Source organism: Bradyrhizobium archetypum (genome assembly GCF_013114835.1).
Lineage (GTDB): Bacteria > Pseudomonadota > Alphaproteobacteria > Rhizobiales > Xanthobacteraceae > Bradyrhizobium > Bradyrhizobium archetypum.
The window spans coordinates 98,339-120,155 of sequence record NZ_JAAVLW010000012.1 but is presented as its reverse complement, the minus strand read 5'-3'; the positions used below and the strand labels follow the sequence as shown (position 1 = coordinate 120,155).

Sequence of the window (21,817 nt, the reverse complement as noted above, 5' to 3'; positions counted from 1 at the left end):
CATTGCGCGACACCGGGTCGCGCGAATGCGTGCCCGATGACAGGCTCCGCGAAGCAATCCACTTCTCCGCTTGCCAACGCCTGGACTGCTTCGTCGCCTCGCCCTCAGCGTGGAACCTCAGGATGATCCAGCCTCTTGATGCAGCTCACCACCCCGCATTAAGCGGCGGGCGATGTCGGCTGTCTGCAGTGAGGCGCGCTCCGTCGGTGAATGCGCCGCCAGATAGCGGGCAACAGCAATGAGGATGTGTCGGCCCTCGTCCGTGTCGCCCCACGCGCCGAACTGCCGGACTCCCGCCTCTAGCATCTGATACGCATGGAACCCTGCATCTTCTCGCAGCACCGCATGCGCGAGCGTAGCGATCAGCGCCTGCGGCGAATGGCCGAGCGTGAGATGCCGTGCCACCAGGCGTGCGGCTAGATCGACCTGTCTCTGTCGGTCGAAGGCATCGAGCAAGGCGGTGCTGATCGTCTCTGGATCCGCAGGCAGCTCATCGAGCTGCTCGCCGCTGTCGCCCGGGATGCGCGCCGGCGGCACATTGAGATAGCGAGCAAGGTAGAGCGCCATCGCTCCGTGCAATACGCCGCGCACGGCCGTGACGTGAGTATCGATGTTGGCAGTCCCGATGCGCGTCAGCATCTGGTGGACCGCGTTGGCGTAGGTGAAGACGTGATGCGCCGTCTCCCAGTCGGCGTGCTCGTTGGCATTGCCGAAGCGCGCCACCCGGACCGCGGCCGCGTAGGCGAGGGATTGGCCAAGGTCGGCAGGGGCGGCACCGCCGCGGATCGCCACCTTGAGCGCGTCAACGATCCTGACCGGATCGTCACCGAGCAGCTCGTGAGCCAGTGCGGCGTAGCCCGACCAGTTACGCGAGCCGCGTCCGGCAGCGAACAGCTCCGCGAGTTCGCTGGTTGATTCTTCACATAACGCAACGAGGTCGACGGGCTGGCGCCAGGCAGTCGATTCCTCGGCGCCACGGGCCGCTACCATCTGACCGACGATAGTCGGCAGCAGAGCCGACGCGTGTTGCCAGCCGATCAGGTCGAGGCACTCGAACACCTTGTTGATGAAGTCGAGCGAGTGTCCGGTGTCGGCGAAAGCCCGCTCGGTCTCGGCGGTGAACAGAACATCAGCGAGTTCGGCCGGGGAGAGGCCGGCCGCAATCGCCGTGAGCAGGGTGCGCTCGGCCGCCTCGCGATGGCGCACGTTTGTCCAACGCCGCAGCCAGCGCTTGAGCGCGGTCGGATCCGGCCGGCTTCCAAGCGGCGAGCGTTCCCGCCGCGGCACCTCGCCGTCGCAGTCGGCCGCCACGCGGCGCGCGCCGTGGAATAGAGCGAGATAGGCTTCCTCCTCCGGCAGCAAAGGCAGGATATTGGCGAGTGCCGTAAGGATCGTAAGACCGACGCCCCAGCCGTCGCGATTTTGCGCCCCGAACAGCGCCACCTCCCGCACGATTTCGGTCTGCGGTACGCCCGCCGCGAGCTGACCATGTATGGCCTTGGCAATGACGAGACCAAGATTGTGGGCGAGGCCGTTCGCAAGCCGCTGATGCCAGTGCGCAGCGAGATCGGCATGCATGAAGGTGGTCTTCACCCAGACGTCACCATTGCGCACCTCGACCGGACAGATCGGCACGTCGTCCGCCCACAGGTCGAAGGTGCAGCCGCTTTCGAGATTGAAGCGCGCGTGGTGCCAGTGACAGGTCAGGATGCCGTCCTCGACGCTGCCGCGCTCGAGCGGAAAGCCCATGTGCGGGCACCGATTGTCGAGAGCGAATATGCGTCCGCGGTCGTAGATGACGAGGATCGGACGATGGTCACCGTGCACAACGAGCCGCCCGTTGAGCTTCAGCTCCTCAAGGCTGCCCGCCAGCGCAAATTCCTTGCTCGGCGCGTCCATGGGCATACCTCCCATTGTCGCGTTGGGGGCGCTGCAGGTACTCCGCAACATAGGCATCCTCTCGCGCAAAGGCGAGAGGATGCGGTGATGTTGGGACTCGCGAAAAACCACCGCACTGGATCACGCGTTACCTCAACGCGCGCTGAAGGTGAGGCCGGCGCGCTCCGTCAGACGCTTACGCAACCCCGGGCCCATCAGCGCGCCCGGCGTCCAGATGCCGCCCTCGCCCTGCACGTCGCGCACGACGCACAGAGCGCTCTCGGCGATCATCTTGCTGGTCGAGCCGTAACCCGGATCGCGGTCGCCCCTGACGACCGTCTCGACCCGTCCGCCATCCGGCAGCTCGCCCAGGAAGAGGATATCGTAGAAGCCCTTCTCGCGCTCTTCCCGGGTCGGGCCTGCGCCGGGTTTGAGACCGCCAGTCCTGAACAAGGAGAACACCGTGGCGAATGTCTCCGTCGTCACGCCGGCGATTTCCCCCAATCCCGGCGCGACCATCATCTCGTCGTAGACGAAATCCCTGCCGTAGGGATGACCCAACAGGAAATTCGTGCGGTGCACGTTCTTGGTGTTGACCGGCGCCATGGGGAACGGCACGAGCCACGCGTTCATGTGCCGGTCATATTCGGGGATGAGGCCCGACGGCTGAGACGGCCCGGTGAACCCCGGTGTCAATGCGAAGGGGTCGGTCAGCAACCCGATCAGGGCCGGGTCGCGCGCGGCGGCGGCCAACGTCGCCTGGGCGCTCGCCGCAGTGCCGCCAGACATGCCGCCTTTCACCTTGCGCAGGCGGGCTTTGACCCGCTGCGCCGGGCGTCCGAATTTCTCGCGCGCCTTCTCCTGCAGCGTGAGCACGCCGAGGTCGAACGGGATCGAATCGAAGCCGCAGGAGAAGACGATGCGCGCGCCGGTCCGTTTCGCCTCTTCGTGATGGGCGTCGATCATGCGCCGCATCCAAGCCGGTTCGCCGCAGAGATCAACATAGGCCGTTCCCGTGGCTGCGCAGGCCGCCACCAGTCCGGGACCGTGGAGCTGATAGGGCCCGACAGTCGTGATGATCACGGCCGCACGCTCGCACATCGAACGCAGGCTGGCCCGTTCGTCGGCATCCGCCTTGATCAACGGCAAATCGTCCGGTGCGCCGATGTCGGCGCGCACCTTCTGGAGCTTGTCGGTCGAGCGTCCCGCGATCGCCCACGCCGGAGCGTCGTCACCGCGATAGGACGTCGCCAGATATTCGGCGATGAGACGGCCGGTATAACCCGTCGCGCCATAGACGATGAGGTCGAACTCCCGCTTCACGACGTCCTCCTCGAAACCCGGGGAGAGCTACCGCCCCATGGCGTTTGATGGAGGATATCACAGTTGCCGGCTGGGCGCGCAACGTCCGGTTGGGGTCAAAGCAACGTGACGAGAGCGCGGCGCGATCTTCGCTCTACTGCTGACAACCGACGCGACCGCGGCTGATTGGATTCGGCAATACCAAACCCAACTGGCGCCGCGAAATGCCTACGCGGCCGCCATGTCCATCCGGCGGCAGAAGCAGGATGCCTTGATCGGAATCTCCGCCCGCGCCTGCGCCAGCTCAAGCCGTTGCCTGATCAGGGTAGCCTCGACCTTCTCTCCGCGACGGACCAGGCATTCATGCAGCCCGTGCAGTGACCAGAGATTATCGGGATGCTGGCAGGCGCGGCTCAGTTTGCCATCAAGTCCGAGATCGGAGCGGTATACCGCCTCGGCTTCCTCGATGCGTCCCTGTTCGAGGAGCAGCGCGCCGAGCGCGTGGCGGGTCGGCTGCATCCATCCCCACGGCTCGTCATAGGGCAGGCTGTCGCTGAGCTCGACCGACTTGCGCAAATGCGCGAACGCCGCGTCGTGATGGCCTTTGCGGTACTCCAGCTCTCCATCCAGCATCGCTTCTGCGACATCAAGCAGATTGACGATCCTGTTGTTGTGGACGCGGCGGCTCTCGGGCACTTGCATCTTCGCAGCCATGAACAGGACTTTCTCGATCTCCGCCTCGGCGATATTGCCGAGCGCCGAATGCGCGACCGCCTTGGCGTAGTGAATCATCGCGACGTTCGAGCAATAGAGCTCGCGATCCTTTGGCAGTTCCTGAGCAATGATTTCGTGCCATTTGCCGAAGCGTACGAGCACGTGCTGCTTCATCGTCAGATAGCCCTCGAGAAAGTCCGCCATCGGCGGCGATTGAATGCGCAGCACCGCCTCAGGGATCGTCGCGATCAGTTCCTCGGCCAATGCGATCGCGGGCGTGTACTGGCCAAGGAACATGGCGCCGTAGATCGCGAAGTGGAAGTTATGAATGACGTAGACGAGATAGACGCCGGGATCGTCGGAATAGGCGAGGAATTTGCGGTCGGTCGCGAGAGCCTTCTGATTGTAGACAAGGACGTCCCTGTAGTGTCCGCACAGCACATCGAGATGCGTCGACATGTGGATGAGGTGACCGGAGTCCGGGACGATCTCGCGCAGCCGATCGCCGGCCCGCAGTGCCCGCTGCGGGAAAGGCGACATCTCCATCAGATGGACATAGAGATGCAGCAGCCCCGGGTGATCCCATGCCGCCGGAATTTGTTCGAGCGCATATTCCAGCAGTGCCCTGCATTCCTCGGTGCCCGCACCCTCGGCCGGTTTGCCGGAAGGCAGATCCCACATCTGCCACGGCGTCTCGTTCATCAGCGACTCCGCAAACACTGCCCGCACTTCGAGATCATCGGGAAACGCCACGAAGATGTTGCGCATCTCGTCGGTGTAGGCCTTGTCCCAGGGCGACATGTCCTCGACCGCTTCGCGCTGCGGATAGCGCGCGGTCAAAGCCTGGATCATCGCTTGCTCGACCGGGCTTGCCTTTCCGGCATGCGCAAGCGCTGCCTGCATGGCGTCGTAAGATGCCGACAGCGCCATTTGCCGTCCCAGCGGGTCGTAGCGAACCCAGGGCAAATTGTAGTTGGGACCCGAGGCATAGCTGATGCCCCAGTGCGCCATGGCGCATTCGGGATCGTGCCCCAGCGCCTTCTGAAAGCACTTGATCGCTTCGCTGTGGTTGAATCCGAACAGCCAATTGAGGCCCCGGTCGAACCAAATCTGGGCCTCCGGTGACGACGTGGTGATTTTGCGGCTGTATGGCCCAAGATCAAAATAGGTCATGCCCCTTCGTCTCCCTGACCGCTTGTCGTTTTCCGCCGCTTGCGGGTCGCGCGGGACACGCATCTTATCACAAGGCTGCGTCGCTTGAGGCTGCAATCTGCCGCAGGCGATTGTCACGCCACCTACGGCTTGTGCGCGACCTTCCTCTGAAACGCCGACAGCACCGCGCCCAGCGCCAGCATCGCGGCCGAGACGTTCAAGGCGAACGACAGGCTGCCCACCGCATCCGTGATCGCGCCCACCACGATCGGGCCCAGCGTCTGGCCGATGCCGAAGGAGATCGTCAGCGCCGCAATCGCCGTCGGCCATGCCTGCGGCGGGTAGTTGAAGCGGACGAAGGCGGTGGTGGAACCGACGACGGCGAAAAAGGCGACGCCGAATACCAGCGCCGACGTTGCGAGCAGCCACACCGAGTGACCGAAGATCGGCATCGCCGCACCGATGGCGTTGACGCCGAGAATGATCGTGGTGGCGAGCCCGCCGCGGTCGAGCGCCAGCACGCGCCGCCATACCCACGGCGTGACAAAAGCGCTGATGCCGATCAGGCTCCAGAACGCACTTTGTGCTGCCGCGCCGCCGCCGGCATCGCGCACATAGGCGATCATGAAGGTCATGTAGGCGATGTAGCCGGCGCCGAACAGGAAATAGCCGGTGAGATAGATCAAGACCGGCGCGACCGCGAATTTGGCGGTTGCGGCTTCGGTCGGAGCTACACCGGGTTGAAGCGGCGCGAGCAGGACGGGAATCGTCATGATGATGGCAAGCCCTGTCATCGCCCACCAGACGATCCACCACGAGCCCGACCCAAAAACCTGCAGCACGAATGGCGCCACCAGCCCCGAGGCTAGAATGCCAATTCCGGGTCCGGCGTAGAACAGGCTCAGCAGGAAGTTTGCGCGGTCGGGGCGCGACTGAGCGATGATGGCTGCCAGCGTGCCGCCGCCGATGAATCCGGCCGCGGCACCGACGCCCGCCAGTAGGCGGGCGAAACTCAGGACGTAAAAGTTGCCTGACACGGCGCAGAGCGCGAGCGAGAGCACACAGGCCAGCGTTCCCCACCGCACCGATGCCGCCAGCCCAAGGGCTCTAATCATCCGCGAGGCGAGCAGGGCGCCCGCAAGATAGCCGGCCGCGTTGATCGTGTTCATGAAACCGGCCGCGGAATAGCTCCACGCCAGCGTATCGCGCATGTCAGGCAGCACCAGCGCATAGGCAAAGCGGCCGATGCCGAGACCGACGGTCGGCGCGAGCGACAGGATGAGGATCAGCCGCGCGGGATGTGCATAAGCCGCGGGACGGTCTGGAGCGTGCAAGGAATTTCTCCGGCGGGTCCGGCATTGTGGCAGGGCAGCGGCGGATTGCACAGGCGCCGAGGCCGCAATGGTGTCTTGCCAATCGCGCAATGCCGCTCTAGCACTCCCGCCCGGATTTCACATTCTCCGTTATGCCCGGCCTTGTGCCGGGCATCCACGTCTTACTGCCAACGCACACAAGACGTGGATGGCCGGGACAAGCCCGGCCATGACGAATTGGAGGTAAAACGACATGGCGACCCATAAACTGCTGCTTCTTCCCGGCGACGGCATCGGCCCCGAAGTGATGGGTGAGGTGCAGCGCCTGATCGACTGGCTGAACAAGCAGGGAATTGCGAAATTCGAGACCGAGCAGGGTCTGGTCGGCGGCGCCGCCTACGACGCGCACAAAGTGTCGATCTCGGAAGGCGACATGGACAAGGCCAAGGCGGCCGACGCCATCATCTTCGGCGCGGTCGGCGGGCCGAAATGGGACAGCGTGCCCTATGAAGTCCGCCCCGAAGCGGGTCTTTTGCGCTTGCGCAAGGATCTCGGCCTGTTCGCCAATCTGCGACCTGCGGTGTGCTACCCGGCGCTGGCGGACGCCTCCAGCCTGAAGCGCGAAGCGGTCGAAGGCCTCGACATCATGATCGTGCGCGAGCTGACCGGCGGCGTTTATTTCGGCGAACCGAAGACCATTACCGATCTCGGCAACGGCCAGAAGCGCGCCATCGATACCCAGGTCTACGACACCTATGAGATCGAGCGCATCGGCCGTGTCGCGTTCGATCTAGCGCGCAAGCGCCGCAACAAGGTGACCTCGATGGAGAAGCGCAATGTCATGAAGTCGGGCGTGCTCTGGAACGAGGTCATGACGGCCGTGCACGCGCGCGAATACAAGGACGTCACGCTGGAGCATCAGCTCGCCGATTCCGGCGGCATGATGCTGGTGAAAGCGCCGAAGCAGTTCGATGTCATCGTCACCGACAACCTGTTCGGCGACATGCTGTCCGACATCGCGGCGATGCTGACCGGCTCGCTCGGCATGCTGCCCTCGGCCTCGCTCGGCGAGGTCGACGCCAAGACCAAAAAGCGCCGCTCGCTGTTCGAGCCGGTGCATGGCTCGGCGCCCGACATTGCCGGCAAGGGCCTCGCCAATCCGATCGCGATGATTTCATCGTTCGGGATGGCGCTGCGCTATTCCTTCGACATGGGCGCGCTTGCCGACAAGGTCGACGCGGCGATTGCGGCGGTGCTCGCGAGCGGTCTGCGCACCGCGGACATCAAGTCCGAGGGCACCACGGCCGCCTCAACCACGCAGATGGGCGAAGCGATTTTGAAGGAATTGCAGAAGCTGCACGCGTAAGCGCCGTTCGTCATGCCCGGGCTTGCCCCGGGCATCCACGTCTTTCTATCGGCCCAAAAAAGTGGATGGCCGGAACAAGCCCGGCCATGACGACGTCAATTGATCAAGGCCGTTATCAATACAGCGGGAAGCGCTGCGGGTAGCCACCCATGTCGGACGGCGGGTTGAGCGGCTGGCGATCGATCGGCCGGTTCAGGTTTTCACGTCCGAACGACGGATAGCCAAGATCCGGCGGGAAGGCGTAGTCCTGGAACTTGCGATCGCCCGGCAGCACTTCGGTGCCGGCATCGAGCCAGGAGCGCGTCGTGACATAGACGCGGGTGCGCGGGCCCTGCTGGTACACCCGGTTAGGACCGCTCGGGCCGTAATAGGGCCGGCCGTCCCGGTCATATTGCTGCCTGGTCTGGGCGCTGGCGGCGGTCGCGCCGACCGCGACGAGGGCAGCCGCAGCAAGCAACGTCGCGAGCTTGCTCGCAGCAGGGAATTTTCGGGTCATTGCATCCTCGTCATTTGCTACCCCAAAGGGGGCCTGGCGGATCGCCAAATCTATCTGAGGACATTGTAGTCACGGCGGGACCATGGTCGCTAGGTCAATTGCGCCACACCGCGCCGGAATAATGCGGTGCGAAGCGAAAAAGTTTCATGAAAACCAGTGTCTTGGCCGCATGTTGCCATAATTGTCAGGGGCGGCCGAAGGCTGCTCCCCGTGAATGACCGATTACAGGGCGCCGCGCAGCCTCGGATCGTCGGTCCCCATCACCCAATCCGCTGGCAGTGGCGGCGCGCCGGAAGCCGCGCAATCGCGCCGCCGAAGCTCGGCACGGGCGAACAATTCGGCGAGTTTGGTATCGTTGCCCGCTGTCAGGAGGACCAGCCGGTTCAGCATGCAACCGATCTCGGCACGGCGGGCCGGCATGTCTTCGCCCAGGCATGACCAGCCGGAGAGACGGAATTTCGGCTCATCGAGGTGCTTGTAGAATCGCAGGCAGGCGTGGGCGGCCGCCGCGCCACCGATCCGGCGAAACAGGGTCACGGCGCCGAACTTGCTGTCGATGATTCCGGCAGCCTCCAGCTCGCGCGCGCCAGCCGGGTCCATTCTGGCGGCAAGGTAGCCGGCGGCCGAGCCGACCTGATCGATTTCTTCACCCGGCCGATAGATTTCGAGCTCGGCGGCGGGTGCACCGCCGGCGCCGGTCCAGTGGAACACGTCCTTGCGGCCGCCCTCCGGGTGCCGAAGTATCTCGTAAGTCTCTGTCTTGCCTGGAAAAATGAATTGGCTTACGGCGAACGCCGGCGCTGTGCGCGCAGTTGGGCTCCAGGCTCCAGGCGAGGACTCCATCGCCGCGACATCGGGCAAATGCTGCCACAGCGCGATACCGCCAATGGCCATCAGTGCCAACGCCATCAGATAGGCGCAGAGCCGGGCCAAGGTACCGCAGACCTCGTCAACGAAGCTGACCAGCGCGGGGTGAATTTCCGCCCTATATTGGGAATCGGCCGTTCTGGCCGGAAACGAATGCATCAAACGCCCAAACGCAACCGTCACACGTTGTCATATCGGCGTTTCTCGCATAGAAGCGCTGCCTTCTCCCTTTCCGCTTGAGGCGGCGGGGCGGCATTTTTCCTCGGAGAGTGAATGATGGGTTACAAAGTCGCTGTCGTCGGTGCGACCGGCAATGTCGGGCGCGAAATGCTCAACATTCTCGACGAGCGCAAATTTCCCGCCGACGAGGTCGTGGCGCTGGCCTCGCGCCGTAGCGTCGGCGTCGAGGTGTCCTACGGCGACCGTACCCTGAAGGTCAAAGCGCTGGAGCACTACGATTTCTCCGACGTCGACATCTGCCTGATGTCGGCGGGCGGATCGGTGTCGAAGGAATGGTCGCCCAAGATCGGCGCCGCCGGCGCGGTCGTGATCGACAATTCCTCGGCCTGGCGGATGGACCCGGATGTGCCGTTGATCGTACCGGAAGTGAACGCGGAGGCGGCGAAGGACTTCACCAAGAAGAACATCATCGCCAATCCGAACTGCTCGACGGCGCAGCTCGTGGTGGCGCTGAAGCCGTTGCACGACAGGGCCACCATCAAGCGCGTCGTGGTCGCGACCTACCAGTCGGTGTCCGGCGCCGGCAAGGACGCGATGGACGAACTGTTTTCGCAGACCAAGGCCGTCTACACCAATGACGAGCTGGTCAACAAGAAATTCCCCAAGCGCATCGCCTTCAACGTCATTCCCCACATCGACGTCTTCATGGAGGACGGCTACACCAAGGAAGAGTGGAAGATGATGGCGGAGACCAAGAAGATTCTTGATCCCAAGATCAAGCTCTCCGCCACCTGCGTGCGCGTGCCGGTGTTCGTCGGCCACTCGGAAGCCGTCAACATCGAATTCGAGAATCCGATCACCGCCGACGAAGCCCGCAACATCCTGCGCAACGCGCCGGGCTGCCTCGTGATCGACAAGCAGGAGCCCGGCGGGTACGTCACGCCCTATGAGTCGGCCGGCGAGGACGCGACCTATATCAGCCGTATCCGCGAGGACGCGACGGTCGAAAACGGCCTGGCGCTATGGTGCGTGTCCGACAACTTACGCAAGGGCGCGGCGCTGAACGCGATCCAGATCGCCGAATGCCTGATCAACCGCAAGCTGATCAGCGCGAAGAAGAAGGCGGCGTGAGCTTGGATTCGTAGGGTGGGCGAAGGCGCGAAGCGCCATGCACACCAATCCCTGTTCGTTGCGTTGATAGATGATGGGCACGCTCCGCTTTGCCCAGCCTCAGACCGTAGATCAGAGGGCTGGAATCAATGACCGAACAATCGGCTTCCGATCGCACCGATCCCAATTTGAAGCGCATGGAGCGTGGCTTCGAAGGCCTTATCTTCAACAGCCGCTGGCTGATGGCGCCGTTCTATTTCGGCCTGGTCGTCAGCCTCGCCGTGCTGCTCTACAAGTTCGTCGTGCTGCTGGCCGAATTCGTGCTGCATGTGCCGTACGCAAAGGAGGCGGATATCATCCTCGGCGTGCTCAGCCTGATCGACGTCTGCCTCACCGGCAATCTGATCCTGATCGTGGTTTTTTCAGGCTACGAGAACTTTGTCTCGCGGATCGATCCGGCCGGACATCCGGACTGGCCGGAATGGATGACCAAGGTCGATTTCGGCGGACTGAAGCAAAAACTGCTCTCCTCGATCGTCGCGATTTCGGCGATCCAGGTGTTGAAGGCCTTCATGAACATTGACGTCATGTTCGACGCCCAGAAGTTGGCCTGGCTGGTCGGCATTCATCTGGTGTTCGTGCTCTCGACCTTGCTGCTCGCGCTGTCGGACCGCTGGAGCGGCGGGCATTGAGCGTGCGTCAGGATGAAGGCGTTGATTCCCGCACGCTGCGGAATTCCTTCGTCGCCTGATCGAGCACGAACAGCGAACCCTCGGCGACGCCGAAATAGGCGCCGTGCAATTCGATCTCGCCGCGCTCGACACGGCTGCGCACGAACGGGAATGTCATCAGGTTTTCGAGGCTGCGGAAGATCGCGGCCTTTTCGATCCTGATCGTGAAATCCTGCATCGTCTCGCGCTCGCGCTGCTCGACGATTTCGCCCGGCTTGATGAACATCGCCATCCAGCGGCCGATGAAATCGCCCGGCGACAACGGGTCGATCTTGTCGATGAAGGCTCGGATGCCGCCGCACTGGGCGTGACCGAGCACGACGATATGCTTGATGCGGAGCGCATTGACGGCATATTCCAGCGCCGCCGAGACGCCGTGGGCGCCGCCATCGGGCTGATAGACCGGCACCAGGTTGGCGACGTTGCGCACGACGAACAGCTCGCCCGGGCCGGCGTCGAAGATCACTTCCGGCGAGACGCGGGAATCGCAGCAGCCGATCACCATCACGGCGGGCGACTGGCCGCGTTCGGAAAGTTCCCGATAACGCGTCTGTTCGGTCGGGAGCCGTTGCGAGGCGAAGGCGCGGTAGCCGTCGAGCAGGTGTTGCGGGAAGGAAGTCATGGCGCATTGCCTAACCATAAGTGGATGACCGGAACAAGGCTTTCGGGCAGCTGCGTGAGGTGATATCGCGGGGGGTCCAAAAACTCCTCGAGGAAACCAGCCATGATCCGTCCGCGCCGCAGCCTGTTGTTCATGCCCGGATCGAACGCGCGGGCGCTGGAAAAGGCGCGCAACCTGCCCGCCGACGGCATCATTCTCGACCTCGAGGATTCGGTGGCGCCCGACGCCAAGGCGATGGCCCGCGACCAGATCGCCGGCGCCGTCACCGCCGGCGGATTCGGCAAGCGCGAGGTGCTGATCCGGGTCAACAGCCTCGACACGCCCTGGTGGGTCGACGACGTCACCATGGCCGGCAAGGTCCGCCCCGACGGCATTCTGGTTCCCAAGATCTCCACCGTGGACGATCTGAACGCCATCGCCAACCGCCTGAGCGACATCAATGCCGACATGTCGATCCGGGTCTGGGCGATGATCGAAACCGCCCGCGCCGTGCTCGATGCCGACAAGCTGGCGGCAGCGTCCAGGGATTCCGAAACCCGGCTCGCAGGCTTCGTATTCGGGCCCAATGATATCTCGCGGGAGACGCGGATCCGGATGCAGCCCGGCCGCGCGGCCATGATCCCGATGATCACGCACTGCATCCTGGCGACACGCGCGCACGGGCTCGAAATTCTCGACGGCCCCTACAGCGACATCAGCAATATCGACGGCTTTGCGACCGAATGCGCGCAGGGGCGTGATCTCGGCTTCGACGGCAAGACGCTGATCCATCCGAGCCACATCGAAGCCTGCAACGCGATCTTCACGCCGCCGGCCGAGGAAGTCGAGCAGGCGCGCAAGATCATCGCGGCGTTCGAGAGGCCGGAGAACGTCTCCCGCGGCGCCATCCAGCTCGAGGGGCGGATGGTGGAGCGGCTGCACGCCGACATGGCGCGGCGGACCATCGCGATCGCGGATGCGATCGCCGCGATGGGGAATTGATTTTCCGAGACTTCCCCTTCCCTTCCCCCCTTGTGGGAGAAGGTGGCGCGAAGCGCCGTATGAGGGGTTCTCTCCGCACGCACGACTCGCGGAGAGAACCCCCTCGCCCATCGCCGAACTTCGTTCGGCGCCACCCTCTCAGGCGAGGGTCAGCTACCTGCCAAACCTGTCGGCGGCCCAGGCATAAAGACTGCCCGGGATCGGCTTCTCGCCGCCGCGGCCCTTGGGCGAAATGTGCAATCCGATGATCTGCGGATCGGCGAGCAGGCCTGAAAAATCCGTCGGCTCGAAGAACCGCTTTGGCTCGGCATGCACCGCGTAGAACGACTGTCTCGGCAGCGCGTGCTGCAATTCGTTCGCGCGACGGGCAAGGGCGGTGAGCGCGGCCGGGCCGTAAATGGCGACGCGGATGTCGGAGAGACGGCTCGACCGGCGACGTAGCTGGCGCAGCATGAAGGTGAGGCGATGACGCAGCGCCAGCCAGTCCGGCGTCAGATCCTCCTGCTCCATCAGATCCTCAAACGCCCGCACGATCGGATCATTCGCAGGCAAGTACAGAACCGAGTTGCCGAGCTGGCGCCGGCGCTCCCACGCGAAGTAAGGCTTGGCAGGATCGATCTCGATTGGTTTCAACAGCAGCACGTCGGCGTCGAGCCATAGTCCGGCGCGCGCGGCCATCAGCCGCATCCGGAAGAAGTCGCTGAACTGCAAAATGGTCCAGTCGCGCCAGCTTCCATCCGGCTCGGGCGGGCGCAGCCGTTCGGCAAAGGAATGCGACAGGATGGCTTCCGCTTCGGCGTTGCCGACGCCATCGGGCAGACCGGGCAACGGATCGAAACTGTAGACGGTGACCTTGTGGCCTGCCGCCACCTGCGACCTGAGGCAGGTCAGCCGCAGCCCGTCGAGCGGGCCGTGCCAGAAAGTGACGACGTCAGGCAGCATCCGTGTCGCCTCTGCTTAACGAAAGAGCCCCGATGTGATCGGGGCTCTCGTAACACGATCAGGTCGCGCAATCAGGCCCAGGCGCGCTCTTTCTTCAGCTTCGCCTCATAATCGTCGATCGACGATTTCTTTTCCATGGTCAGCCCGATGTCGTCGAGGCCGTTCATCAGGCAGTGCTTGCGGAACGGATCGATCTCGAACTTCACCTTGCCACCGTCGGGACCGCGAATCTCCTGGTTGGGGAGGTCGATGGTCAGCGTGGCGTTGGCGCCGCGCTCGGCGTCGTCGAACAGCTTGTCGAGATCTTCCTGAGTGACGCGGATCGGCAGAATGCCGTTCTTGAAGCAGTTATTGTAGAAGATGTCGCCGAACGAGGTCGAGATCACGCAGCGAATGCCGAAATCCAACAACGCCCACGGCGCATGCTCGCGGCTCGAGCCACAGCCGAAATTGTCGCCGGCGACCAGCACCTTGGCGTTGCGATAGGCCGGCTGGTTGAGGACGAAGTCCGGGTTCTCGCTGCCGTCATCCTTGTAGCGCTGTTCCGAGAAAAGGCCCTTGCCAAGGCCGGTGCGCTTGATGGTCTTCAGGTACTGCTTCGGAATGATCATGTCGGTGTCGACATTGATGATCTTCAGGGGCGCCGCGACGCCTTCCAGCGTGGTGAACTTTTCCATCGATCGCACTTCCCGGTTGAAAAGGTGGAACGGGCCGTTGATTTATCCCGAATATGACCCCTGCAAAAGGCCAATTTGCGCATAGGCCGCCTGTTCTGGCGCGTTTCAGCCGAACCGGCCCGGTTCGCCCGACGAGACCCTAGTCGGCGGCAGCCTCGATCGCCTCCATATCCGCATCCGACAGGCCGAAATGGTGCCCGATCTCGTGAATCAGGACATGGCGGACGATGTGGCCGAGCGTCTCGTCATGCTCGGCCCAGTAATCAAGGATCGGCCGCCGGTAGAGCCAGATCATGTTGGGCAGGCGGGCGACGTCGCCGTGGCTCTGGTGTGGCAGCCCGATGCCCTGGAACAGGCCGAGCAGGTCGAATTCGCTTTGCGCCTGCATTTCATCGAGGACTTCGTCGGTCGGAAAATCATCGACGCGGATGATCACGCCCTCGCACAGGGTTCGAAACGTCTTTGGCAGACGCTCGAACACCTCATGCGCCATGGCTTCCATTTCGGCGAGCGAGGGGGCTTTTGCTTCGGTCCACATCAGGACGTATTTAGCGTGTGTTGTACCCTGGCGCATACAGGTTTTGCGAGTTGACCTTGGCGCGCCAATCGGAGACCGTACGGGCGTTATCAGGCGTGGGTGGACTTAAGATGAAACGGATTGTGACGGTCGCAGCTTGGGCTGCTTTTGCCGGGCTGCTGGCTCCCGCTGCGACAGCGCAGGCCCAGACGGCGGCGCCGGAACTGCTGGCCACCGCACCGTCGAAGGCGGTCGTCACGGACCTGTCCGCGCAGCGCCGGCGTCCGTTGCGTCGCGTGCCGATCTACAGCCAGGAGTGGGCGCCCTCCGTCTACCCGCGCTACAATCCGGGCCCCAATGCCGTGCGCGATTGCACCGCGCATTACGTGCAGGAGTACCGGCCGAGCGGCACGGTGATCACCCCACGCATGAACTGCTACTGGCGGCCCGGCTAGGCTTTCTTCCGCTGCATTTTTTGATCGCGGATGTCGTTGACGCGGGTTGGACGCGACTGCGCGGCACAGGCTGAGCTGGTTTGCGTGCGCAAGCGTTGCGGCGAACTGCGCCAGCATCCATTCATCTCGATGGCGAATTCATTCAGGGCTCATTCAAGTCGCAGGCACCAGATTGCGTGCAGCGTTGCGGCGAGCCATTCGGCGCAGACGTGAAGCCCGACCCCGAGGAGAGATTTCATGCAATTCACGAAAGTTCTGCGACTCACTGCCATCGGCGCGTTGCTCGCGCTCGCGGCACCAGTCGAACGTGCCAATGCCTTGTCGCTCAGCAATCCCGGCGCCGCCGTGGCGGTTCAGGAAGACGCCAGGCCGGCGACGACGGAAGTTCATTGGCGACACCACCACCATCATCGGTGGCATCGCTGGCACCATCATCGCCACCACCACCATCATCACCATCATCGCCACTGGCATCGCTGGTAGTGCGACAGCTTGGCGCAGCGATCGAGCAGGCCCGTTCATGCGGGCCTGTTTCGATTTTTAGCGTCGCCTTGAAACCGGCGACATTGCTGTCCGATATCTCTGGTATCGTGATCCGCAAGAGGAGTTCATCATGAAGAGCCTGATCGGCGCAGCCCTTGTCGCAGGCGCGCTCGTGGTTGCCGGACCGGCAGCGATCAATCCGGCCGCCGCGGCACCGCAGACCAAGGCGCAGAGTGCCGGCACTTCCGGCGCAACCGATTTCAGCGCGCACCGCAATCACCGCCTTTACTATCGTCACTACGGCCATTATCGGCCGTACTACCGTCCGTACTATCGCCCCTCTTATTACAGCCGGCCGGTCTACTATCGGCCGTATCCCTACTACGAGCCGGCGCCGTTCACCTTTGGCATCGGGTTTGGGCCGTTCTGGTGGTGAGACGTTAGGTCGCAAATCGCACGGCCTCTCTCGCCGACGCGTTCATCTTCGGCCCTGCGCATTCATGGCGCATTCACTTGGCCTTCTCTAACGTCAGAGCTGGGAGCGACCGCAAAGGGATGCGACGGGGCCAACCGCAGTGCGGCCCCAGGCGCCGTCGCCGGTTAGGGAGGATTCATCCATGTCGATATCGGATCCTGGACGCGGCCTTGTCCGCCGTCTGGGCGTAACGGCTGCGGCGATATTCGCGCTCGCAGCGGCATCACACCAGCGCGCCGAGGCGCTTTCGCTTGCGAGTCCCGGCACGGCGACTTCAGCGAAGTTTGCAACCGACGGATTGACGACCCAAGTTCAACACCGCGGTGGGATGGGCGGCGGCGGTTTTCGCGGCGGTGGCGGTTTCCATGGCGGTGGGTTCCGCGGCGGTGGCGGCGGCGGTTTCCATGGCGGCGGCTTCCGCGGCGGGGGAGCGGCATTTCATGGCGGCGGCTTCCGCGGCGGGGGAGCGGCATTTCATGGCGGCGGCTTCCGCGGTGGCGGCCCGGCCTTTCACGGCGGTGGCTTCAGAGGCGGTGGGATGGCGATCCACCATGGCGGTTTTCGTGCGGCACCCGTCTTCCATGGCGGCGGACACCGCTTCGTGCATCGTCACGCGTTCCACCGGCCGCACTTTTTCCATCGGCCGTTCTTCCACCACCGGCGTCACTTCCACAGCCGCTTCTACTACGCGCCGGCCTACTACACGTACCCGGCCTACTATTATCCACGTCGCTGCCGGATCATCTGGACCTATTATGGGCCACGCAAGATCTGCAGGCCGCCCTGGTGGTGGCGCCACCGCTACTACGCCTATTGGTGAGACAGGTTGAAATGAAAACAGGCGCCCGAAAGGACGCCTGTTTTCATCTGCGATGGCGAATCTCGCTGCTCAATCCCGATTCCAGAGCCCTATGAGATTAGGTTCAGTCAATCGCCTGCTACGCCGGCCGTTGACGGCTACTTTGCATGGGGTTGTTTTCGAAATTTTGTTTGGGCGGTCAACGCAGCATCGGGCCGAACCTGATCGCATCATGCTCTAGCCTTCCCGATCTAGCCTTCCCATGGCTTGATCTTCCACGGCGTGAGCTTCTCCATCCGCCACTGCTGCCAGTGCTCCGGCGGCCAGTGGCTGAGGCGCGAGGCTTCCTTGGTGGCGACGGTCTGCAGGTCGACGATACGCGGCGTGCGGCGGCGCACCTGCTTCGTCGCCTCGCTGATCATGTCGACATATTCAGGCTTGTTGGTCACGGCCAAGGTCCCTCGCGAAACGTCTCCGCAAGGGACCAGTCTGCGCTTTGCCTGTTAACGCAGTGTTGCTGGAACGCGTCGCTATCTAGACAAAGAAAGCGTTAACGCCATTCCCTGACGTCGACGAAGTGCCCGGCGATCGCGGCGGCCGCGGCCATGGCCGGCGAGACGAGGTGCGTGCGGCCCTTGAAACCCTGGCGGCCCTCGAAATTGCGGTTCGAGGTCGAGGCGCAACGCTCTTCCGGCTTCAGCTTGTCGGGGTTCATGGCAAGGCACATCGAGCAGCCCGGCTCGCGCCATTCGAAGCCGGCCTTGATGAAGATCTTGTCGAGACCTTCGGCTTCCGCCTGCTCCTTTACGATGCCGGAGCCCGGCACGATCATCGCACTGACGTTGGCGTTGACGGTCTTGCCCTCGGCGATCTTCGCCGCCGCCCGCAGGTCCTCGATGCGGCCGTTGGTGCAGGAGCCGATGAAGACGCGATCGAGCTTGATGTCGGTGATCTTGGTGCCCGCCGTTAGGCCCATATATTTCAGCGCGCGGTGCTTCGACAGCCGCTTGGCCTCGTCCTCGATCTTGTCGGGATCGGGCACGAAGCCGGTGATCGACACCACGTCCTCGGGCGAGGTGCCCCAGGTCACGATCGGCGGCAGCTTTGCCGCATCCAGCCGGATCTCGTGATCGAAATGCGCACCCTCATCCGAGCGCAGCTTTTCCCAATAGCGCATCGCGGCGTCCCAGTCGGCGCCCTTCGGCGATTTCGGCCGGCCTTTCAGGAATTCGAACGCCTTTTCATCCGGCGCGACCAGGCCGGCGCGGGCGCCGCCTTCGATCGACATGTTGCAGACCGTCATGCGGCCTTCCATGGTCAGTGCGCGGATCGCCTCGCCGGCATATTCCAGCACATAGCCGGTGCCGCCGGCGGTGCCGATCTCGCCGATGATCGCGAGGATGATGTCCTTGCCGGTGACGCCGTCGGGCAGTTTGCCGTCGACGACAGCGCGCATGTTCTTGGCCTTCTTCTGGATCAGCGTCTGGGTCGCCAGCACGTGCTCGACCTCCGACGTGCCGATGCCGTGCGCCAGCGCGCCGAACGCGCCATGGGTGGAGGTGTGGCTGTCGCCGCAGACGATGGTCGTGCCGGGCAGGGTGAAGCCCTGCTCGGGACCGATCACGTGGACGATGCCCTGGCGCTTGTCGAACTCGTTGTAATATTCGATGCCGAATTCCTTGGCGTTCTCCGCCAGCGCCTTGATCTGCTCGGCGCTTTCAGGATCGGGATTGGGTTTGGTGCGGTCCGTGGTCGGAACGTTGTGGTCGACGACGGCCAGCGTCTTCTCCGGCGCGCGAACCTTGCGCCCCGTGGCGCGCAGGCCTTCGAACGCCTGCGGTGAGGTCACCTCGTGCACCAAGTGACGGTCGATATACAAAAGGCAGGTTCCGTCCTCGGCTTCGTGCACCAGATGATCGTTCCAGATCTTGTCGTACAGGGTGGTCGGTTTGGACATGAGCGTGAGCTCCAAAGGAAGTTCTGTAAGCGGTAAGGCGCGGAAAACGCGCGCCAGCAACGGACGTCAGCGCAGCATCAAGCTGCGCGCGTAAGCGCTGACGTTGCCGACGTCGCGAACCTTCCGAAGAACCGGCCGGGCAGGCGCGAGCGATCGTCGATGACGATGCGCTGGGCAGTGCCAAAGGCGGCGCTGGTGCGATCTAGAACCATTCTGATTTCCTAACACAGGCGCCGTGGCTGCCACAATCGATCGATGGGCAGGTTAGGTAGTCGTCATTGCCGGGCTCGACCCGGCAATCCATCGCGCTTGCGAAAAAGTCCTTTGTTCCGATGGATGCGCGGGTCAAGGCTGACGAGCCATACTCATGTAGGTACGGCGCAACAAAAAAGCGCGGGGCAAAACCCCGCGCTTTTCGTCGTATCCCTTCCGGGAAAACTACTCGCCGACGGCGGCAGCGCGGTCCTGCTTCTCGACGATGCGGGCCGACTTGCCGCGCAGGCTGCGCAGGTAATACAGCTTGGCGCGGCGCACCTTGCCGCGTCGCACTACCTTGATCGAGTCGATCATCGGCGACATTACCGGGAACACGCGCTCCACGCCCTCGCCGTAGGAAATCTTGCGGACGGTGAAGCTCTCGTTGAGGCCGCCGCCGGAGCGGCCGATGCAGACGCCTTCATAGGCCTGCACGCGGGTGCGCTCGCCTTCGACCACCTTGACGTTGACGATCAGGGTGTCGCCGGGGGCGAAATCCGGGATCGACTTGGTCGCCGACAGTTTATCGAATTGCTCTTTTTCGAGCTGTTGAATGAGGTTCATTGAAATCTCCATCGGCGGCGCGCCCAGCCTTTCGGGGGCTGCGCAAACGTCCATCTATCCAGCGCGTGTGCGGATTTGGCGCCCGTATAAGGCATCGGGCCGCGCTTGTCACCCTTCCGTCTTGCTTTTTGTGCCTTTTTGGCCGCCCCGTGCCGCCCATAAATCCGGCCGCCGCGTCCGGGTCAGGGCCTCGGCCTCGGCCCGCCGCCAGCCCGCCACCTTGGCATGGTCCCCGGAGATCAGGATTTCGGGGATGGGTCGGCCCTCGAATTCCGGCGGGCGGGTATATTGGGGGTATTCCAGTAGGCCCTCGGAAAAACTCTCGTCTTCGCCGGAGGCCTGCTTGCCCATAACGCCCGGCAGCAGCCTGACGCAGGCGTCGATCAGCGCCATTGCGGCGATTTCGCCGCCGGATAGCACGTAGTCCCCGATCGAGACCTCCTGCAGGTTCCGCGCCTCGATCACCCGCTGATCGACTCCCTCGAACCGGCCGCAGACGATCAGGGGACCCGGCCCCTCGGCGAGCTCCGCCACCAGCGACTGGGTCAATGGCCGCCCCCGCGGGCTCATCAGCAGGCGAGGCCGATCCGGTCCGGCGTCCGCGGCATCGATCGCGGCGGCCAGCACGTCGGCCCGCAGCACCATGCCGGGGCCGCCGCCGGCCGGCGTGTCGTCGACGCTGCGGTGCTTGTCGGTGGCCGAAGCCCTGATATCGCGTGCCTCCAACTCCCACAGGCCGGACGCCAGCGCCTTGCCCGCCAGGCTGACGCCGAGCGGCCCGGGAAACATCTCGGGGAAGAGCGTGAGAACGGTGGTGCGCCAGGTCATATCAAACCCATCACGTGAGCGTCGGGGTTTCGTCGCCTTCGACTTCCTGCGGCAGTTCGATCACCACGCGGCCTTTAGCCAGATCGACCGTCGGCACCACGGCATTGGTGAACGGCAATAGCATGGTCGGGCCTTGGGCGGGCGCGATCTCGATGATGTCGCCGGCGCCGAAATTATGGATGGCGACGACGCGGCCGAGTGGTTCGTCATCGGCGTTGACGGCGGCCAGCCCGATCAGGTCGGCGTGGTAATATTCGTCGTCGTCGGTCTCGGGCAGCCGGTCCCGCGGAACATAGAGCTCGAGGCCGTTGAGCCGCTCCGCATCGTCGCGCGTGGCGATGCCCTTCAGCGTCACCACCAAATGGTCTTTCGCCTCGCGGACATGCGTCACCTCGAACTGGCGCGCGCCGTCTTTGGTCATCAGAGGGCCGTAATGTTTTACGGCCAGCGGATCCTCTGTGAAGGTCCACAGCTTGACCGCGCCGCGCACGCCGTGCGCAGCGCCGATGCGGGCGACGCAGATTTGCGAGGCCATTATCGGACCTCATCCGTCAAGACGCGGCGAAGACGCCGCTCCTCAGGATGCGGAGGTAGTAGTTCCTCATGCTGACGAGCACGGCGATAGCCGTGCGTCTCGAAGCACGAGGCCCGGATCATCTTTTACGCCTTCGCGGCGGCTTCGGCGGCCTTGCGCTCCTTGCGCGGCACGGCCTTTTCCGGGTTGTTGCGCGGCGTACGCTTGACGATGCCGGCGGCATCCAGGAAGCGGGTGACGCGATCCGACGGCTGGGCGCCCTTGGCGAGCCAGGACTTTACCTTGTCCATGTCGAGCTTCAGCCGCGCCTCATTGTCCTTCGGCAGGAGCGGATTGAAATAGCCGAGACGTTCGATGAAGCGGCCGTCACGGGGGAAACGCGAGTCGGCAACGACGACGTGATAGACCGGGCGCTTCTTGGTGCCTGCGCGAGCGAGGCGGATAACGACTGACATTTAGTTCTCCTGTTAAATACGATTGGATGGCTGAACTTGTACGTGCCGTCATTGCGAGCCAACGGGTCCGGCGTTTGGCCGGCCCGATGACAGGCTCCGCGAAGTAATCCATAGCGCCGCATCTGGCGGCATGGATTGCTTCGTCGCTACGCTCCTCGCAATG

25 protein-coding genes are annotated in these 21,817 nt (G+C 63.7%); 6 read left to right on the top strand and 19 right to left on the bottom strand.

All coding sequences use genetic code 11. The features are described 5' to 3' along the window. Window positions 1-117 precede the first annotated feature (117 nt). The 4 genes from HCN50_RS30680 to HCN50_RS30665 all read right to left on the bottom strand — a co-directional run bounded on the left by HCN50_RS30680 (window position 118) and on the right by HCN50_RS30665 (window position 6,380). Complete coding sequence (locus tag HCN50_RS30680) at window positions 118-1,899, bottom strand: Rieske (2Fe-2S) protein (protein ID WP_235977317.1); 1,782 nt, start codon at window positions 1,897-1,899, stop codon at window positions 118-120. Window positions 1,900-2,031: 132 nt separating this feature from the next. After that, entirely contained in the window at window positions 2,032-3,201 is a 1,170-nt protein-coding gene (locus HCN50_RS30675) for a saccharopine dehydrogenase family protein (RefSeq protein WP_171713613.1), read from the bottom strand. Between the two features lie 207 nt (window positions 3,202-3,408). Continuing rightward, the gene (locus tag HCN50_RS30670) at window positions 3,409-5,067 is read right to left on the bottom strand and encodes a tetratricopeptide repeat protein (protein WP_171713612.1); all 1,659 of its coding nucleotides are present in this window, start codon (window positions 5,065-5,067) and stop codon (window positions 3,409-3,411) included. Between the two features lie 122 nt (window positions 5,068-5,189). Continuing rightward, complete coding sequence (locus tag HCN50_RS30665; protein ID WP_171713611.1) at window positions 5,190-6,380, bottom strand: YbfB/YjiJ family MFS transporter; 1,191 nt, start codon at window positions 6,378-6,380, stop codon at window positions 5,190-5,192. 232 nt (window positions 6,381-6,612) lie between these two features. On the opposite strand from HCN50_RS30665, the gene leuB reads away from it, so the two are divergent. Continuing rightward, window positions 6,613-7,725: a 3-isopropylmalate dehydrogenase gene (leuB, locus tag HCN50_RS30660; protein WP_171713610.1), complete on the top strand. Its 1,113-nt coding sequence runs from the start codon at window positions 6,613-6,615 to the stop codon at window positions 7,723-7,725. A gap of 115 nt (window positions 7,726-7,840) precedes the next feature. Here the strand turns inward: leuB and HCN50_RS30655 are convergent, their stop codons facing one another. After that, a complete protein-coding gene (locus tag HCN50_RS30655) occupies window positions 7,841-8,221 on the bottom strand; it encodes a hypothetical protein (RefSeq protein ID WP_171713609.1) in 381 nt (126 codons plus the stop codon). A 222-nt stretch (window positions 8,222-8,443) separates the two neighbouring features. Next, entirely contained in the window at window positions 8,444-9,247 is an 804-nt protein-coding gene (locus HCN50_RS30650) for a hypothetical protein (RefSeq protein ID WP_171713608.1), read from the bottom strand. Window positions 9,248-9,364: 117 nt separating this feature from the next. On the opposite strand from HCN50_RS30650, the gene HCN50_RS30645 reads away from it, so the two are divergent. Together HCN50_RS30645 and HCN50_RS30640 are read left to right on the top strand one after the other, a co-directional pair. After that, window positions 9,365-10,399 (top strand): aspartate-semialdehyde dehydrogenase, encoded by a 1,035-nt coding sequence (locus HCN50_RS30645; RefSeq protein WP_171713638.1) that lies wholly within the window; start codon window positions 9,365-9,367, stop codon window positions 10,397-10,399. 128 nt (window positions 10,400-10,527) lie between these two features. Beyond that, a complete protein-coding gene (locus tag HCN50_RS30640; protein WP_171713607.1) occupies window positions 10,528-11,070 on the top strand; it encodes a TIGR00645 family protein in 543 nt (180 codons plus the stop codon). 7 nt (window positions 11,071-11,077) lie between these two features. On the opposite strand, the gene HCN50_RS30635 is transcribed toward HCN50_RS30640, so the two are convergent. Then, window positions 11,078-11,731: a carbonic anhydrase gene (locus HCN50_RS30635; RefSeq protein ID WP_171713606.1), complete on the bottom strand. Its 654-nt coding sequence runs from the start codon at window positions 11,729-11,731 to the stop codon at window positions 11,078-11,080. Between the two features lie 102 nt (window positions 11,732-11,833). Between HCN50_RS30635 and HCN50_RS30630 the strand changes: the two genes are divergently transcribed. Continuing rightward, complete coding sequence (locus HCN50_RS30630) at window positions 11,834-12,712, top strand: HpcH/HpaI aldolase/citrate lyase family protein (RefSeq protein ID WP_171713605.1); 879 nt, start codon at window positions 11,834-11,836, stop codon at window positions 12,710-12,712. A gap of 153 nt (window positions 12,713-12,865) precedes the next feature. On the opposite strand, the gene HCN50_RS30625 is transcribed toward HCN50_RS30630, so the two are convergent. The 3 genes from HCN50_RS30625 to HCN50_RS30615 all read right to left on the bottom strand — a co-directional run bounded on the left by HCN50_RS30625 (window position 12,866) and on the right by HCN50_RS30615 (window position 14,869). Beyond that, on the bottom strand, window positions 12,866-13,654 hold the full coding sequence (locus tag HCN50_RS30625) for a hypothetical protein (protein ID WP_171713604.1): 789 nt from the start codon (window positions 13,652-13,654) through the stop codon (window positions 12,866-12,868). Window positions 13,655-13,725: 71 nt separating this feature from the next. Then, the gene (gene leuD, locus HCN50_RS30620) at window positions 13,726-14,331 is read right to left on the bottom strand and encodes a 3-isopropylmalate dehydratase small subunit (protein ID WP_171713603.1); all 606 of its coding nucleotides are present in this window, start codon (window positions 14,329-14,331) and stop codon (window positions 13,726-13,728) included. Between the two features lie 139 nt (window positions 14,332-14,470). Beyond that, on the bottom strand, window positions 14,471-14,869 hold the full coding sequence (locus HCN50_RS30615; protein WP_171713637.1) for a metallopeptidase family protein: 399 nt from the start codon (window positions 14,867-14,869) through the stop codon (window positions 14,471-14,473). 110 nt (window positions 14,870-14,979) lie between these two features. Between HCN50_RS30615 and HCN50_RS30610 the strand changes: the two genes are divergently transcribed. Further along, a complete protein-coding gene (locus tag HCN50_RS30610) occupies window positions 14,980-15,303 on the top strand; it encodes a hypothetical protein (protein ID WP_171713602.1) in 324 nt (107 codons plus the stop codon). 153 nt (window positions 15,304-15,456) lie between these two features. On the opposite strand, the gene HCN50_RS34555 is transcribed toward HCN50_RS30610, so the two are convergent. Then, window positions 15,457-15,825, bottom strand: a complete 369-nt coding sequence (locus HCN50_RS34555; RefSeq protein WP_210265161.1) for a hypothetical protein — start codon at window positions 15,823-15,825, stop codon at window positions 15,457-15,459. 91 nt (window positions 15,826-15,916) lie between these two features. Here HCN50_RS34555 and HCN50_RS30600 point away from each other — a divergent pair, with 91 nt between their 5' ends. Beyond that, window positions 15,917-16,222: a hypothetical protein gene (locus HCN50_RS30600; RefSeq protein WP_171713600.1), complete on the top strand. Its 306-nt coding sequence runs from the start codon at window positions 15,917-15,919 to the stop codon at window positions 16,220-16,222. A 313-nt stretch (window positions 16,223-16,535) separates the two neighbouring features. Here the strand turns inward: HCN50_RS30600 and HCN50_RS34550 are convergent, their stop codons facing one another. From HCN50_RS34550 to rpsP, 8 genes are all read right to left on the bottom strand, one after another. Beyond that, complete coding sequence (locus HCN50_RS34550; protein ID WP_171713599.1) at window positions 16,536-16,934, bottom strand: hypothetical protein; 399 nt, start codon at window positions 16,932-16,934, stop codon at window positions 16,536-16,538. A gap of 377 nt (window positions 16,935-17,311) precedes the next feature. After that, window positions 17,312-17,509 carry a hypothetical protein gene (locus HCN50_RS30590; protein WP_171713598.1) on the bottom strand — a complete coding sequence of 66 codons (198 nt, stop codon included), beginning with the start codon at window positions 17,507-17,509 and terminating at the stop codon, window positions 17,312-17,314. Between the two features lie 101 nt (window positions 17,510-17,610). Beyond that, window positions 17,611-19,017, bottom strand: a complete 1,407-nt coding sequence (leuC, locus tag HCN50_RS30585) for a 3-isopropylmalate dehydratase large subunit (RefSeq protein WP_171713597.1) — start codon at window positions 19,015-19,017, stop codon at window positions 17,611-17,613. 77 nt (window positions 19,018-19,094) lie between these two features. Then, entirely contained in the window at window positions 19,095-19,229 is a 135-nt protein-coding gene (locus tag HCN50_RS34340) for a hypothetical protein (protein WP_283812143.1), read from the bottom strand. A gap of 226 nt (window positions 19,230-19,455) precedes the next feature. Further along, window positions 19,456-19,836, bottom strand: a complete 381-nt coding sequence (gene rplS, locus HCN50_RS30580) for a 50S ribosomal protein L19 (RefSeq protein WP_171713596.1) — start codon at window positions 19,834-19,836, stop codon at window positions 19,456-19,458. A 108-nt stretch (window positions 19,837-19,944) separates the two neighbouring features. Continuing rightward, entirely contained in the window at window positions 19,945-20,664 is a 720-nt protein-coding gene (trmD, locus tag HCN50_RS30575; protein WP_171713595.1) for a tRNA (guanosine(37)-N1)-methyltransferase TrmD, read from the bottom strand. A 10-nt stretch (window positions 20,665-20,674) separates the two neighbouring features. Then, a complete protein-coding gene (gene rimM / locus HCN50_RS30570; protein ID WP_171713594.1) occupies window positions 20,675-21,199 on the bottom strand; it encodes a ribosome maturation factor RimM in 525 nt (174 codons plus the stop codon). 125 nt (window positions 21,200-21,324) lie between these two features. Continuing rightward, on the bottom strand, window positions 21,325-21,654 hold the full coding sequence (rpsP, locus tag HCN50_RS30565) for a 30S ribosomal protein S16 (protein ID WP_171713593.1): 330 nt from the start codon (window positions 21,652-21,654) through the stop codon (window positions 21,325-21,327). Window positions 21,655-21,817: the final 163 nt, after the last annotated feature.

Bases quoted from the DNA above. Each gene is read 5' to 3' on its own strand.
- HCN50_RS30680 (WP_235977317.1), bottom strand. From the start codon at position 1,899: ATGGACGCGCCGAGCAAGGAATTTGCGCTGGCGGGCAGCCTTGAGGAG.
- HCN50_RS30670 (WP_171713612.1), bottom strand. From the start codon at position 5,067: ATGACCTATTTTGATCTTGGGCCATACAGCCGCAAAATCACCACGTCG.
- leuB (WP_171713610.1), top strand. From the start codon at position 6,613: ATGGCGACCCATAAACTGCTGCTTCTTCCCGGCGACGGCATCGGCCCC.
- HCN50_RS30655 (WP_171713609.1), bottom strand. From the start codon at position 8,221: ATGACCCGAAAATTCCCTGCTGCGAGCAAGCTCGCGACGTTGCTTGCT.
- HCN50_RS30650 (WP_171713608.1), bottom strand. From the start codon at position 9,247: ATGCATTCGTTTCCGGCCAGAACGGCCGATTCCCAATATAGGGCGGAA.
- HCN50_RS30645 (WP_171713638.1), top strand. From the start codon at position 9,365: ATGGGTTACAAAGTCGCTGTCGTCGGTGCGACCGGCAATGTCGGGCGC.
- HCN50_RS30640 (WP_171713607.1), top strand. From the start codon at position 10,528: ATGACCGAACAATCGGCTTCCGATCGCACCGATCCCAATTTGAAGCGC.
- HCN50_RS30635 (WP_171713606.1), bottom strand. From the start codon at position 11,731: ATGACTTCCTTCCCGCAACACCTGCTCGACGGCTACCGCGCCTTCGCC.
- HCN50_RS30630 (WP_171713605.1), top strand. From the start codon at position 11,834: ATGATCCGTCCGCGCCGCAGCCTGTTGTTCATGCCCGGATCGAACGCG.
- HCN50_RS30625 (WP_171713604.1), bottom strand. From the start codon at position 13,654: ATGCTGCCTGACGTCGTCACTTTCTGGCACGGCCCGCTCGACGGGCTG.
- leuD (WP_171713603.1), bottom strand. From the start codon at position 14,331: ATGGAAAAGTTCACCACGCTGGAAGGCGTCGCGGCGCCCCTGAAGATC.
- HCN50_RS30615 (WP_171713637.1), bottom strand. From the start codon at position 14,869: ATGTGGACCGAAGCAAAAGCCCCCTCGCTCGCCGAAATGGAAGCCATG.
- HCN50_RS30610 (WP_171713602.1), top strand. From the start codon at position 14,980: ATGAAACGGATTGTGACGGTCGCAGCTTGGGCTGCTTTTGCCGGGCTG.
- HCN50_RS34555 (WP_210265161.1), bottom strand. From the start codon at position 15,825: ATGAACGGGCCTGCTCGATCGCTGCGCCAAGCTGTCGCACTACCAGCG.
- HCN50_RS30600 (WP_171713600.1), top strand. From the start codon at position 15,917: ATGAAGAGCCTGATCGGCGCAGCCCTTGTCGCAGGCGCGCTCGTGGTT.
- leuC (WP_171713597.1), bottom strand. From the start codon at position 19,017: ATGTCCAAACCGACCACCCTGTACGACAAGATCTGGAACGATCATCTG.
- HCN50_RS34340 (WP_283812143.1), bottom strand. From the start codon at position 19,229: ATGGTTCTAGATCGCACCAGCGCCGCCTTTGGCACTGCCCAGCGCATC.
- rplS (WP_171713596.1), bottom strand. From the start codon at position 19,836: ATGAACCTCATTCAACAGCTCGAAAAAGAGCAATTCGATAAACTGTCG.
- trmD (WP_171713595.1), bottom strand. From the start codon at position 20,664: ATGACCTGGCGCACCACCGTTCTCACGCTCTTCCCCGAGATGTTTCCC.
- rimM (WP_171713594.1), bottom strand. From the start codon at position 21,199: ATGGCCTCGCAAATCTGCGTCGCCCGCATCGGCGCTGCGCACGGCGTG.
- rpsP (WP_171713593.1), bottom strand. From the start codon at position 21,654: ATGTCAGTCGTTATCCGCCTCGCTCGCGCAGGCACCAAGAAGCGCCCG.